Source organism: Hominisplanchenecus faecis, from assembly GCF_020687205.1.
GTDB lineage: Bacteria > Bacillota > Clostridia > Lachnospirales > Lachnospiraceae > Hominisplanchenecus > Hominisplanchenecus faecis.
In genome coordinates this window covers 13,208-27,116 of sequence record NZ_JAJEQE010000018.1, presented here as the reverse complement: position 1 = coordinate 27,116, position 13,909 = coordinate 13,208, and the positions used below count along the sequence as shown (strand labels likewise).

Genomic DNA, 13,909 nt, shown 5'->3' with positions numbered 1-13,909 from the left:
TATTCAAAAATTATCTCTGACATTCTTACTGTACACCGATGCAATCCGCCGGTGGCTGCATCAGGCTTTAAATCAAATCCCATCCCGAATATCAATTTATCTCATATCTAATACAACTCTAACTCATACATTGCTTCCCACTTCAGCTTTTCTTCTTCCAGAAACACAAGCATTTTTTCTTTTTCTTCCAGTTTCGTTTTCCAGGAAAGTCCGCACCCTGCTGAAATCTCGGATGGAAGCGGGATCAGCCGCCCAAAAATCCCCATTTCCTGTGCCCTCTTTTCCATCGCCATCGCCGCTGTCGTGGTGGAAAACGTGATCACCAGCTGCTTTGTTTTTTTTCTCATATTACGGACTTACAATCAGGGAAGCCTGCGTCATCTTTTCCGCGATCTCATACATGTTCGTCACTTCTCCGACTGCAAGCCGGTCCGTCAGACCATAGTGATTTAAACAAGTCCCGCATGTTAAAATTTTCACGCCCTGTTCTTCCAGTGCTTTCAGATCCTCCAGCGACTGGGAACCTTCACAGGTGATAAATGCACCGCCATTATAAAAAAGCATGGTTTTCGGCAGATCTTTCTGCTGCGAAATCGCATAAATAAAGCCTTTTAACAGCACTTTTCCAAGCTCCGGATCACCCTCTCCCATCACGGAAGAGCGGATCACAACCACCTTATTGCTCTCTTTTTCCGGCGTACAGTCACAGAATTTTCCACCGTCTCCGTCTTTTTTTTCAACGTTATCCACCACGTTTTCCACGATGATGCACACACGATATTTTCCTTCTTCAAGCTTTTCACTTGTGGTCTTATAACCTTTCTGGTCTGCCATCTTTTTCAGATTTTCAACTGCGATTTCATTGTCAACCAGTGTCTCCACCACATCGGCACCTTTTAAAGATGCAATCGCATTTTTTGTCTTAACAACCGGGATCGGACATGCATCGCCCATTGCATTTACTGTGATCATATTACATCCTCCTCAATTCACATAGATATCTTTTTCTTTTTTCTCCGTAAACCTTCCGACGATCGCTGCCGGCATTCCGGCTTCTCTTAATTCTTTCTCAAATGCCGCTGCGTCTTCTTTCTGCACGGCAAATAACAGTCCTCCGGAGGTCTGCGGATCAAAGAGCAGTTCTTCCATCGCAAATGGAATATATTTTGAAAATGTCACACGTTCTGCGACATGATTGCGGTTTCTCTGTGCCGCGGCCGTCAGCAGAAATTCTTCTGCACAGTGCATTGCTCCTTTGATGACCGGGATGGAAATGCTGTCGATTTCTGCCGAAATGCTGCTGTTTATCATTTCACTTAAGTGCCCCAAAAATCCAAAACCGGTCACATCGGTGCAGGCATGTATCTCGTAACGATGGCTGATCTCTGCGGCTTTTTTATTGAGCATGGTCATTGAAGCAATCGCTTCTTCCATGGCTCCTTTTGGTGCCTGTCCGACACGGTTTGCATTGCACACCAGCCCGACTCCGAGCTTCTTGGTAAAGATCAGTACATCCGACGGTCTGCCTTTGTCATTTGCATAGATCTGTTTTGGATTTACAATACCCATCACAGACAGTCCGTATTTGACATCGGCATCGGCAATGGAATGACCTCCTGCCAGCGTTCCGCCCGCCTCGATCACTTTTTCTGCCCCGCCCTGCATAATCTTTCCAAGAATATTTAAATCCATTTTTTCTGGAAAACAGAGGATATTCAATGCTGTCTTTACCGTTCCGCCCATCGCATAAATGTCACTTAAAGCATTTGCCGCTGCAATCTGCCCAAACAAATACGGATCTTCCAGCATCGGCGGAAAAAAATCCAGCGTCTGGACAATGGCGGTATCTTCCGTGATCTGATAAACAGCCGCATCATCCCGACTGTCATATCCGATCAGAAGATCCGGATCTTTTTCCCCTCTTGGGATTTTGCCAAGCACGTGACTTAAAAGATCCGGTCCTAATTTTGCCGTACATCCGCCACCCTTACAAAATACAATCTCTTCTGTCATTTCACGCCTCCACTTCTTCTGCGATCTCACGGATCGCTTCTGCGGCCGTCAGTGCCTCTTTTTCTGTATTATAATACGAAAAGCTGAAACGCACCATGCCCTGCTTCTGCGTTCCAAAATACTGATGCATCAGCGGTGCACAGTGTGCTCCCGAACGCACTGCAATCTCATACTCTTCCAAGAGCCATTCACTGACCTGCGAAGAATCCACGCCTGCAATATTCAGAGAAACGATCGGGCATCTGTTTTTATCCGAAAAATCGCCATATATCTTCACATTGGGAATCTGCTTGATTTTCGCAACAAAACACTCCATCAGATTTCGCTCTTTTTTCCATATCTCTTCTGCTGTGATCTTCTGGATTTCCTGTACACCTGCAAGAAGTCCTGCAATCCCGTGGCCATTCAACGTTCCGGCTTCGAGATGCTCCGGGAGTTCTTCCGGCTGTGTTTTCAGGAAACTGTGCACGCCGGTCCCGCCGCTTTTTAAAGGCTTTATCTCTGCACCCTCACCTATGTAAAGTCCGCCGGTTCCCTGCGGTCCAAACAGGCTTTTGTGCCCGGTAAAACAGAGCACATTGATATGCATCTGTTTTACATCAATCGGAATCACACCTGCAGTCTGCGAAGCATCGACGATCAGAAACAGCCCATGCCGCCTTGCAAGCTCTCCCATCCTCGGCATGTCCGTCAGGTTTCCGGTCAGATTCGATGCATGGGTGCAGACGATCGCTTTCGTGTTTGCCCGGATGGCTGCTTCGATCGCATCAAAATCTGCCGTTCCGTTCTGTCCACTCGCCGCAATCGTAAGTTCAACACCCTTTTTCTGCATGGCATAGAGCGGACGCAGCACCGAATTATGCTCCAGCTGCGTCGTGATCACATGATCTCCCGGAAGAAACATCCCCTGGATTGCCATATTCAAAGCTTCCGTTGCATTGGACGTAAAAACCAGCCTCGATGGATCACTGCCTCCGAAAAAATCGCAGAGCGTCCGTCTCGCCTCATAGATCATTCTCGACGCTCCAAGTGCCGCACCAGAAAATCCCCGCCCGGAATTTCCCAAAGTTTTCATGGCATCATAAACTGCATCATAAACTGCCTGCGGTTTTTGAAGCGTTGTCGCTGCGTTGTCCAGATAAATCATGCTGTCATCCTCACACTTTCTTTAAAACATATTGCATCATCTTTACTGCAGCAGATGGATTTTTCCGCCATCCACAAAGATTTCTGTAATTTTTTCCGGTACCGACGGCATTTTTTCTTTCGATAAAAGCATCATAAGTTCCGCATCGGTTCCATCTATCTGACAGCTTACCGCCCAGCTGTGCAGTTCTTCTTCGGTGCTGCAGGATTTTACTGAAATTTTATTCCTGACTTGTTTTTCTTCCAGTATGGCATCTTCTGAATAAAGAGTGATATCTCCCGGATAAATGGCGATCGCACGATATTTTTTCTGCTCTTCCAGCTCAGTAAACGGGACTCTCAGCGAAAGATTCCAGTTTTTTGCATACACCCGATCTTCGCTGATCCAGTCGATCTCTGAAATATTATTGCAGCCTACCAGTTTTGCCTGCCCGACTGTCTGAGGCTCTGCAAAAAACGCCCTCTTTTCACGGATCGGACTGAATCTGCCGTTTTCCATGCTGCCAATCCGGTCTGCCAGGCGATAAACCTCCTCCTGATTATGCGAAACAAAAAGGATCGGTTTGTCAAAATCATGCAGCATCTCCATCACTTCCCGCTCCATTTTCCGCTTGATATGCTCATCCAGTGCGGAAAACGGCTCATCAAGCAGAATGCACTGCGGCTCAGCCGCCAGCATGCGGATCATGGCAAGTCGCTGTTTCTGTCCGCCGGAAAGATGATCAGGATAACTGTCCGCATAATCTCCAAGACCGTATTCTTCCAGCCATTTCTGCACCTGAACCGGATTCTTTTGTTTCATCACAATGCTGATATTTTCAGCTGCCGTCATAGTCGGAAACAGGGCGTACTCCTGAAAAAGATAGCCGACGTTCCGTTTCTGCGGCGGAAGATTGATCTTTTTTGAAGAATCATACAGAACCCTGCCATTCAGCGAGATAAATCCGCTGTCCGGCGTCTCGATCCCGGCAATGCATTTGAGCGTCATGCTTTTTCCGGAACCTGAGCCTCCGATCACCGCCAGAATCCCGGCTTCCGTTTCCAGATCAACCAACAGCTCATAAAGAGCCAGTTGTTTTTTTATTTTTACGATGAAAGACATGCTTTTTCCCTTTACTTTTCTTCTCTCCAAACAGATTCAGTGCAACAAGACACACAAACGAAATCACAAAAATCACCAGACACCAGAAACCGGCAAGTGCAAAATCTCCGTTCTGGAGCACCATGGCGATCTGCTGCGAGATCGTCGAAGTCCTGCCGGCGATATTTCCGGCGAGCATGGAAGTCGCTCCATACTCACCGATCGCCCTTGCAAATGCCAAGACTGTACCGGATAAAATGCCCGGTTTTGCCATCGGTATGCGAATCTTCCAGAAGATCGTCCGCTCGCTCAATCCAAGCGTCTGTGCCGCATAGATCACATTCTCATCGACCTGTTCAAAGGCCGCTCTCGCATTGCGGTACATCAGCGGAAAAGCGATGACCGTTGCCGCCAGCACACAGCCAAGCCAGGTATGTACTGCCTGAATGCCAAGACTGTTCGCCAGAAAACGGCCAAACGGTCTTTTTGTACTGAATGTACGAAGCAGAATGTATCCTGCCACAGTCGGCGGAAGTACCAGCGGCATTGTCAGAAAACCATCCCAGAACGCTCTTGCTTTTCCCTTCCGGCCCATCACAAATCTGGCCGCAAAAATCCCAAGGAAAAAGGAAACAAACGTTGCAGCCACTCCGGTTTTCATTGTAATCCAAAGCGGTGTAAAATCCAGATTCTGCAAATTCATAGATATCTCCTACTGTACAGTAAAATGATATTTTTCAAACAATTTCACTGCTTCTTCACTTTGCAGGTAAGTAAGGAAATCCTCGGAAGCTTCCAGTTCTTCATTGGAAATATTATCACTTTCTACTGCTGCTACCGGATAGATCACATCACCGGTCAGGGAATTCGGCAGCTGCTCGATAATATCCAGCTGATCTTCATATCCGAACGTATCAGAATAATAAACCGTTCCGACTTCATTTGCTCCTTCTGCAACCGCGGATGCAACGGCTCCTACGTTTGCACAGTTATTGATTTCCAGGCCGCCCAGTGCCTTTGATATCACATCATCTGTCAACTGATCGACTTCTGTGTACTCTGAGCCTGCCATGCCCGCATTGATCAGTGCTTTTCTGGTATACTGTCCAACCGGAACGGTCTGATCTGCCAGTGCCATGTTCTTTGCAAGAGAAAGATTGGAAAAATCTGTTACTTTGGTATCGCTGCCTTTCCATGTAACAAGGCATACCTGATTGTTCAGAAGATCCCGCCGGCTTCCCTCCACGATATCACCACCGTCAAAACCTGCCTGCAGCTCATCCATCTGAGAAACACCGGCAGAAAAGAAAATGTTGCATTTTGCACCTTCCTTGATCTGTGTCATCAACGTTCCGGAACTGTCATAGTTTGTCTGGAAAGTTACATTCGGATGCTCACTGTTGTACTTTTCGCACAGCTCATCCATAACACCGTTCAGACTCTTTGCTGCAAAAACGGTAACTTCTGTTTTCTTTTCCTTGCTTCCACATCCTGCAAGAAGAACTCCTGCGGTTGCCAGTGATACGATTGCGAAAGTTACTGCGATCGTTTTTTTCATTTGCTTTTTCCTTTCATGATGCACTTTTTAAATGCTCTTTATTTTTATAATCCATTTCCACTATAAGTTTATACAAAGATTCTGTACATTTACGATCAGTTCCTGCATACCATAGTGCTGCATGCCCTGTCATGTCTCCTCCAGCAGCACTTCAATCCTGCCGCCGCACACCATGCCTTCTTCTTCGACGTTATCGGTGCTCATCTGGATTTTGACAATCTCGCAGATCCCATGTATGCCTTTTCGCATTTCCGCAAAATATCCGCGACATCTGGTGATCACTTCAGCTTCTGCACAGCCTCCGCCGATGGTTCCGATAATACGGTTGTCCGATGTGACCAGCATCTGGGTTCCGATACTTCTGGGTGCACTGCCCCTTTTTTCGATGATCGTACAAAGCATGCGGTATTCCATCTCATTTTCATCATTTACTGCAAATTTTGAAAGTCTCTGCGGCTCTGTCAGTTCTTCCAGAATTGCCTCGTCTGTTTCTGCCGCTTTTGCACGTTCATTTTTGCACTGCACGATCTCGCTGATCACGGAAAGTGCGATCTCTGCCGGAGTCTGTGCTCCGATTGCCAGACCGATCGGAGAATGCAGCTTTTGTACCTGTTCTTTTGTATAGCCTGCTTCTTCCAGATCTTTTCGCACCAGTACACTTCGCTTTCTGGATCCCATCATGCCTGCATAGGCAAACGTTCTTTTATAAATCTCTTTTAAGCATTCCAGATCAAAACGATGTCCTCTCGTCATGCAGACATAATAATTATCCACATCTTTCGGGATTTTTGCAAGACTTTCCACATAATCTCCACAAAGAATGTGATCTGCTCCCTCCTGTTTTGCATGTTCTGCAAAAAACGGGCGGTCTTCCAGAACCCAGATTTCAAAATCCAGCAGTTTTGCCATCCTCACCAGGGCAGTTGATACGTGTCCGCCGCCGCAGATCACAAGTCTTGCCCTGTTTCCGATGGAATGAAGGAAAATCTCCTGCTCTTCGATCGTGATCCGGTGTTTGTCTGCAAGATGTGCCTTCCAGATTTCTTCGGCATGTTTTTCATTAAAAAAATCCGATCCGGATATTGATTCTTTTGCCGCTTCATTCATATCGTGTTTGTGCAGGCCATGATACATTCCGGCACTGGAACTTCGTACCGCACGGATTTTTCCATCCATCATGCAGAGCTTTTCGCCCCTGTTTTTTCCGGTAATGACGGTCGCTGTCAATGTGTCCGCTGCCTTATTCCGATCCCGGACGGTCGCATAAAAATTTGCCGCTATCATCGTCACCTCATCACCTTTTTTGATCGTGCCGCCTTTTAAGACAACGGCAAACACGCCTTCTTTCGGCATGATGCACTCGCCCATCCGCTGATAAATGGCACAGTGAGAATGGCACTGTTTTCCGATCTGCGTCATCTCAAGCAGTGCATCTCCAATCTGAAACCTCGTTCCGAGCGGCAGCGTTTTAAAGTCAAATCCGGAGACGATCAGATTCTCCCCGAAGGCTCCGTTTTCGATTCTGGCTCCTCTGGCCTTGAAATCTTCGATTTTTTCAAAAGATAAAAGACTGACCTGCCTGTGCCATTTACCTGCATGGGCATCTCCGGCAATCCCGAAATCTGTAACCAGCTTCGCTTCCTGTATTTCTTTTTTTTCTGTCCCGCGTTTTTCACTGATATTGATCGCGATCAGTTTTCCCATCTATTTCTCCTTTAATCTTATCCGCCAATCTGATTCATGGTTTCTGAACTTTTTTTCGAATTCTGCTCCTCAAAATGATGCGATTTCGGCTTCTGGAAAATCGCCTGCCGCATCAGCTCTGCCAGCTTGTCTGGATTTTCTGTATCTTCCAGTGCCGGACGCAGATCGATCACTTTTGCAGAAGCCAGACAAGGCTTTAATTTTGCCTCGGAAGTGATGCGGACGCGGTTGCATCGGTCGCAGAATTTTCCATGGATCGCCTGAATCAGACCGATGGAAATATCCAGATCCGAAAAGCGATAGTATACCGCCGGACCATATCCATATTTTTCCTGAGAATCTGCTTTTCTTTTTCTTTGCATGATCCTCTCATACCTGCCATATCGCTCCTGCAAAGTTTCCAGTACTTTGCTTTTTGGATCGACCGGCAGAATCTTTCCAAAACCAACCGGCATCATCTCGATAAACCGGAGTGTGACGTGGTTTTGTTCTGCAAACGCTGCCAGTGCACAGACATCGGTCTGTTCTCGCAGCACAGCATTGATCTTTACCGGAATTTCAAGTTCTGCTGCCTTTCTGATCCCATCAAGCACATTTGAGAGCTTTCCGCCCCCGGTCAGAACCCGGTATTCTTTTTCATCCGACGTATCCAGGCTGACATTGATGCTGTCGATGCCTGCCTGTTTCAGCTGTGCCGCCTTTTCTTTTAAAAGCACGCCGTTCGTGGTCAGATGCACCGAATCTACTCCTTTGATCTGTTTGATTTTACAGAGCAGTTCTTCGATTTTCGGATAACATAAGGGTTCTCCACCGGTCAGCCGAAAATGCGTGATGCCAAGAGAAACGGCGCTTTCCACGCATCTTAGAACCTGATTCATCGGAAAGAAATGTACATCGGAAATCCGCTTCTCCGGCATACAGTAGCTGCACCGAAGATTGCAGTTGTTTGTGAGAGAAATCCGCATATATTCTATCTTTCTCCCGAACTGATCCAGCATCTTCTACCAGCCCTTTCCAAAACCGCAGTTCGGAAATGTACACACTTTGCAGTTCAGGCAAAGTCCGCCTTCGCCAAGCGAAGCCAGCTCATCTGCCGTGACCGGATCTGCTGCCATCAGCCGCGGCAGAACCAGATCAAAAATGGTCCGCCTGTTGTACATGGCACAGCCCGGAAGTCCGCAGATCGGGATCACTTTGTCACCTTTCCGGTAATAGGACAATAAAAACATCGCTCCCGGCAGAACCGGGGAGCCGTAAGAGATCATTTCCGCCCCGGTATTTTTGATGGCAAGCGGCGTTTTATCGTCCGGATCCACACTCATGCCTCCGGTGCAGAATACAATATCCGCCCCTGCTTCTATGGCACGCAAACAGCCGTCTGTGATTTTTCTGTCATTGTCATCAAAAATCTCATGGAACATCATTTCTGCCCCGAATTCTGCGATTTTCTGCTCAATGACCGGCGTAAAGGCATCTTTGATCCTGCCGTGATAAACTTCATTTCCCGTTGTGATAATCGCTGCTTTTTTTACGGTAAACGGCAGGATTTTCAGGATTGGTGTTCCGTCACAGATCTTTTCTGCTTCCTGCATTTTATCCTTTTTAATCACCAGCGGAATGATACGTGTTCCGGCAAGTTTATCTCCCTTTTTCACTACGGTATTGCCGTGTCTGGTTGCGATCATCATCTCTCCGAATGCATTTACTTTCTTCAGTTTCTCACGATCTACTTTCAGCAGACCTTCCGTATCAGCGATCGCTTCGATCTTGCCTTCTTTTACATCCGAAGGATGCATATGCTCATTTGCCGTCATACGATAAAGCACTTCTGCCGCATCATTTTCATGCATCATCGTCTCATCGTTTTCCCAGATATAGACAGAGTCCTTTCCAACGCTGAGCAGCACCGGTATATCTTCTTCCCGGATGATATGCCCCTTACGGAAAACGGCATCCTTTGTCACACCCGGTATGATCTGCGTAATGTCATGGCAAAGTACCTGTCCGACCGCCTCCGTTGTTTTCATCCGTTTCATTTCTTTCACTCCTTCTGCCCTGTCTTTCAGGCTCTTCCACATTCACTGTCCGTCTGCATCAGAATATCCAGTCCATGCTCAATATTTCCGATCAGAAACTCCATACTTTCCGTTACTGCCTTGACACTTCCCGGAAGATTGATGATCAGCGTTCCTTTTCGTATCACAGAAACGCCTCTTCCGAGCATTGCTCTTTTTGTAAACTGCATGCTGCAGGCACGCAGTCCTTCTGCGATCCCAGGTGCATTACGCTCTGCCACATCCATCGTAGCTTCCGGCGTAATATCGCGCGGTGAAAATCCGGTTCCGCCTGTTGTCAGAATCAGATCACATTTCACCTCATCAGAGAGGCGGATCAGCTCCCTGCGGATCTTTTCCCGGTCATCCGGAAGCATCGTATATGAAATTACTTCATACTTATCTTTTGGCAGTAATTCCTGAATCTTCGGACCGCTCAAATCCTGCCGTTCACCTTTTGCTCCTTTGTCACTCAATGTGACGATTCCCACTTGATACATATGGATTCCCCCCTTATTTTAGCATATTGGACACGCTCTTTTCGTCCGTTTGCTCCCAATCTCAACGTTTAACGGCATGATTTCTTATAATATCCGCTCTTTCCGCCAGCCTTTTCCAGCAGATGAATATCCGTGATCTCCATGGCTCGATCCAGTGCTTTGCACATATCGTAGATGGTCAGCAGTGCAATGCTCACTCCGCTCAATGCTTCCATCTCCACACCGGTCTTTCCGAAGCAGGCCGTTGTGCAGACAGCTTTTATGCTCTTTTTTTCTTCGTTTAATTCAAAATCCACATCACATTTTGTCATTGCGATCGGATGACACAGCGGAATCAAGGATGCATTGTTTTTTGCCCCCATGATCCCGGCGATGCGGGCAATTCCAAGTACATCTCCCTTTTTTGCCGTTCCCTGCGAAATTGCCGCAAAAGCATCCTCATTTACAAAAATGGTGCCCTCCGCTTTCGCCACACGGTATGTATCTGCCTTTTCATGGACATCCACCATATGTGCCTCGCCGCTTTCATTGAAATGTGTCAGTTTCTTTTCATTCATACTGTTTCTATCCGTCCTGTTAATCTGTTTCGACTATTTTATCCGCATTATCCTCATTTTAAACCATCTGTCAGATTGTTTCACCTGTGTCTGACTCGATTTTAGCTGCACGTATTTACATGATGACAAACCGCTTCCAGCACGCTGCCGCCGATACTTCTGGCTTTATCTGAAATCGTAAAACAGTTTTTCAATTCACCTTCTCTTGGATCAATATCTGCGATCTTAAATCCTTTCGGGAAATGATAGCCTTCTCGGATCAGACCTCGGATAATGCCGGTGATTGTTGCCGGAACTGCTACCGATGCACCGCTAAAATTTCCGGATTCATCCATGTTTTCATAAATTCTGGCAATCTCTGTGCCCGCTTCCACTACATCACCGATCTGGTGGATATTTTTGATAAATCCTTCTGTCGGTGCATGGATCACGCGTTCTTTTGTAAATCCACCGATATTGCCCGGAATCCCGGTATTCGGAAGTGCCGATCCTTCTTCTAAAATTCTTGCCAGATTATGTCCACGCATCGATTCGATCACAAGATCCACATCGACCCCGGCCGTAAATCCAGGCCCGACTCCGATCACAAGCGGAGCCATCTCTTTTGTTGTTCCAAGGTTTTTCTTGGCAATGATCGCATCCACCACGACATCCGGATGCAGCTCTGCGATCGACGCTCCTTTGGAATCAACGAAAAGCGGTACACATCCTCTGGCAAAAACTTCTTCCATTTCAGATACAGAATCAATCCTCTGTGCCGTCACGCCTTCCACGGTCGCTTTTCCTTCGTAGACCGCCTCACAGAACGAAACCTGACGGCGGATCGCCGCCGGATGATCCGTTTCCAGCACCAGCACACGAAATCCCGCCCGGTGCAGACGGTGTACGATCCCTGTCGCCAGATCCCCTCCGCCGCGGCAGATGATCAAACTATTACGTTTCATTTTAATCCTCCATTTGTTCCGCTCAAACTTTCGAAAAACCCGGTTTCAAGAATGCCTTTGGCATTCTTGCTGCGAGGTGCACGTCATGCATCGCATGACATATTCTTCTGTGCACCTCTGCAATCCGCCGGAGGCTATATCGGTATCTGCCTGACAGAATCGAATGTTTTCCCCATCTTGCTTTGAAAACAGACAAGTTATTTTCTCATTATACCCGATTTCTTTCAGCCTGTACCGATACGCCCTTAAGATTCTGCGGATATGCTCTTCTGTCACTGCTTCTTCCGGCAGAATCTTTCTTTTTGGCAGCTCCATATCATCCCGGATAAGCTCTTCTTTCTGCATCTCATCAAAGCGAAAGATTACCTTCTTACAGGGTTTCCCAATATCCCACATTCCAAGCACGAGATAAAGATCCGTCGTTCCCGAAAAAATCACCGGTTCTGCCCCGGAAGGATATTTCAGAGAATGGTGTTTCGCTCCGTCCGCTTCTATCAGAGCAATATCCGCATAATGCAGCAATTCTCTTAATGTATGCTCCGGAAGTGCCTGCATTTTCTGCGGATTTTCGGAGCATTGTATGCCCGCCATACAATAGTGATCTCTCTGTAATTTCTCCCGTATAGAAAAAGCATCGCCGGAGAGGTCTGTGCCCGGCTCTGCGAACATATGCGTTGTCGTCGTCACCAGCACAGCATTTCCTTTCCTTTGATATTCTTCTGCCAGTCGATGGATCAGGGTCGTCTTTCCGCCCGCTCCTATGACTGATATGATTTTTTTCATTTATTTATCTTCCAGTTCCCACATTTCACGAACCGGTTTGGATTCTTTCGGCAGAACGATATTTAAAATGATCGCTGCCAGAGAACATGGTACGATTCCGGAACCGCCAAAGATCAGCTGTACATAATACGGCAGATGAGCGGTTGCCCCTGTGGTTGCTCCAAGACCATATCCAAGACCGATCGCTACGGAAATGATCGTAATCTCACGGCTGCCGATCGGATGCTTTGTGATCAGCTGGATACCGGAAATCAGAATCGATGCGAACATCATAACGGCTGCCCCTCCGAGAACCGACTGCGGCATGATGGACATCAGTGCACCGATCTTCGGGCAGAATCCACACAGGATCAGGAAAATCGCTCCCATGGAGATTGCAAAACGGTTGACAACTTTTGTCAGAGAAACCAGTCCCACATTCTGCGAGAATGAAGTATTCGGCAGTACACCGAACAGTGCTGCAAAAGCGGATCCGAGTCCGTCACAGATCACACCGCCGGACAGCTCGGAATCGGTTGCTTCACGATCCATACCGCCCTCAATACAGGCCGAAATATCACCGACTGTCTCAATCGCCGTTACGATAAACATAATGCCGATCGGGATGATCGCACTTGCCTGGAATGTGATCTTTACATCAGATAAAGCACCAAAACCAATAAAACTCGGCACAGCGATCCACGCTGCATTTTTTACCTGGGCAAAATCAACAACCCAGGAGTAAGTATACTGAACACCATCTGCATCGATACCGGTGTGCGGAAGCGTAAGTGTCATAATGATCGCCACAACATATCCTGCCAGAATACCAAACAGGATCGCAGACGAAGAAAGGATACTTTTCTGCGGTGCGAAATGTTTCAGCAGTACGATCACAACCAGTACTACAAATCCCAGAAACAGATTCGGAAGTGAACCATAGTCCGCTTTGCCGCTTCCTCCGCAGAAATAGTTGATACCAACACCAAGCAGTGATAATCCGATTGCAATAACAACCGATCCGGTAACGATCGGCGGGAAAAATTTACGAAGCGGTTTCAAAAATGCTCCGAGAACACTCTCGAAAATACCGCCGACAATACAGGCTCCCATAATCGCACCATAAGCAAGAATACCGCCGCCGCATGCTGCCACGGTATTGTTCAGAACTCCGAGAAATCCGGATGACGTTCCCATAACGATCGGCACTTTTCCTCCGACCGGACCGATGGAAAACATCTGAACCAGTGTAACAACTCCGGCGATGATCATTGCATTCTGAAGCAATGCCGTACGAAGTTCGCCAAATCCTGCATCTGCGGTCAGTCCACAGACTCCCATCACGATGATCAGCGGTGTCAGGTTTCCGATAAACATTGCCATGACATGCTGAAGCCCCAGCGGGATCGCCTGAGAAAGAGGAATTCTTCCCTCAAAATTGTACGGAGAAGAATAACCTTCTGCCTTTTTCTCATTTGTCGCTTTCATAAAATAAACAGCCTCCTTAATTTTTACATATATTCCATGTTTCTTTCTTATTTTACAAAGATATATTTCTGCGGTCAATTCCTAATTTCAGTTTTTTTCAGA

General features: G+C 47.1%; 15 protein-coding genes. All 15 read right to left on the bottom strand.

Annotated features, from left to right (window positions below):
- Positions 1-107: 107 nt before the first annotated feature.
- The 15 genes from LKD42_RS06970 to LKD42_RS06900 all read right to left on the bottom strand — a co-directional run bounded on the left by LKD42_RS06970 (position 108) and on the right by LKD42_RS06900 (position 13,807).
- The gene (locus LKD42_RS06970) at positions 108-347 is read right to left on the bottom strand and encodes a putative Se/S carrier protein (RefSeq protein ID WP_248835242.1); all 240 of its coding nucleotides are present in this window, start codon (positions 345-347) and stop codon (positions 108-110) included.
- A 1-nt stretch (position 348) separates the two neighbouring features.
- Positions 349-972, bottom strand: coding sequence for a sulfurtransferase-like selenium metabolism protein YedF (gene yedF, locus LKD42_RS06965; protein WP_022119077.1), 624 nt, complete (start codon positions 970-972; stop codon positions 349-351).
- A 12-nt stretch (positions 973-984) separates the two neighbouring features.
- Positions 985-2,013, bottom strand: coding sequence for a selenide, water dikinase SelD (gene selD / locus LKD42_RS06960; RefSeq protein WP_248835241.1), 1,029 nt, complete (start codon positions 2,011-2,013; stop codon positions 985-987).
- A 1-nt stretch (position 2,014) separates the two neighbouring features.
- Entirely contained in the window at positions 2,015-3,160 is a 1,146-nt protein-coding gene (locus LKD42_RS06955) for an aminotransferase class V-fold PLP-dependent enzyme (protein WP_248835240.1), read from the bottom strand.
- A gap of 42 nt (positions 3,161-3,202) precedes the next feature.
- Positions 3,203-4,261, bottom strand: coding sequence for a sulfate/molybdate ABC transporter ATP-binding protein (locus LKD42_RS06950; protein ID WP_248835239.1), 1,059 nt, complete (start codon positions 4,259-4,261; stop codon positions 3,203-3,205).
- Positions 4,218-4,943, bottom strand: coding sequence for a molybdate ABC transporter permease subunit (modB, locus tag LKD42_RS06945; RefSeq protein WP_248835238.1), 726 nt, complete (start codon positions 4,941-4,943; stop codon positions 4,218-4,220). Before modB ends, LKD42_RS06950 begins: the two co-directional genes overlap by 44 nt.
- 9 nt (positions 4,944-4,952) lie before the next feature.
- Positions 4,953-5,798, bottom strand: a complete 846-nt coding sequence (gene modA / locus LKD42_RS06940) for a molybdate ABC transporter substrate-binding protein (RefSeq protein WP_248835237.1) — start codon at positions 5,796-5,798, stop codon at positions 4,953-4,955.
- 129 nt (positions 5,799-5,927) lie between these two features.
- The gene (locus tag LKD42_RS06935; protein ID WP_248835236.1) at positions 5,928-7,502 is read right to left on the bottom strand and encodes an XdhC family protein; all 1,575 of its coding nucleotides are present in this window, start codon (positions 7,500-7,502) and stop codon (positions 5,928-5,930) included.
- A gap of 17 nt (positions 7,503-7,519) precedes the next feature.
- Positions 7,520-8,500 carry a GTP 3',8-cyclase MoaA gene (gene moaA / locus LKD42_RS06930; protein WP_283094974.1) on the bottom strand — a complete coding sequence of 327 codons (981 nt, stop codon included), beginning with the start codon at positions 8,498-8,500 and terminating at the stop codon, positions 7,520-7,522.
- Positions 8,501-8,503: 3 nt separating this feature from the next.
- Positions 8,504-9,538, bottom strand: coding sequence for a molybdopterin-binding protein (locus LKD42_RS06925; protein WP_022119068.1), 1,035 nt, complete (start codon positions 9,536-9,538; stop codon positions 8,504-8,506).
- Between the two features lie 26 nt (positions 9,539-9,564).
- The gene (locus LKD42_RS06920) at positions 9,565-10,056 is read right to left on the bottom strand and encodes a MogA/MoaB family molybdenum cofactor biosynthesis protein (protein WP_022119067.1); all 492 of its coding nucleotides are present in this window, start codon (positions 10,054-10,056) and stop codon (positions 9,565-9,567) included.
- 68 nt (positions 10,057-10,124) lie between these two features.
- Entirely contained in the window at positions 10,125-10,613 is a 489-nt protein-coding gene (moaC, locus tag LKD42_RS06915) for a cyclic pyranopterin monophosphate synthase MoaC (RefSeq protein WP_248835234.1), read from the bottom strand.
- Positions 10,614-10,714: 101 nt separating this feature from the next.
- Positions 10,715-11,557 (bottom strand): selenium-dependent molybdenum cofactor biosynthesis protein YqeB, encoded by an 843-nt coding sequence (gene yqeB / locus LKD42_RS06910; protein WP_248835233.1) that lies wholly within the window; start codon positions 11,555-11,557, stop codon positions 10,715-10,717.
- A 45-nt stretch (positions 11,558-11,602) separates the two neighbouring features.
- Complete coding sequence (gene yqeC / locus LKD42_RS06905; protein ID WP_248835232.1) at positions 11,603-12,340, bottom strand: selenium cofactor biosynthesis protein YqeC; 738 nt, start codon at positions 12,338-12,340, stop codon at positions 11,603-11,605.
- Positions 12,341-13,807 carry a uracil-xanthine permease family protein gene (locus LKD42_RS06900; protein WP_248835231.1) on the bottom strand — a complete coding sequence of 489 codons (1,467 nt, stop codon included), beginning with the start codon at positions 13,805-13,807 and terminating at the stop codon, positions 12,341-12,343.
- Positions 13,808-13,909: the final 102 nt, after the last annotated feature.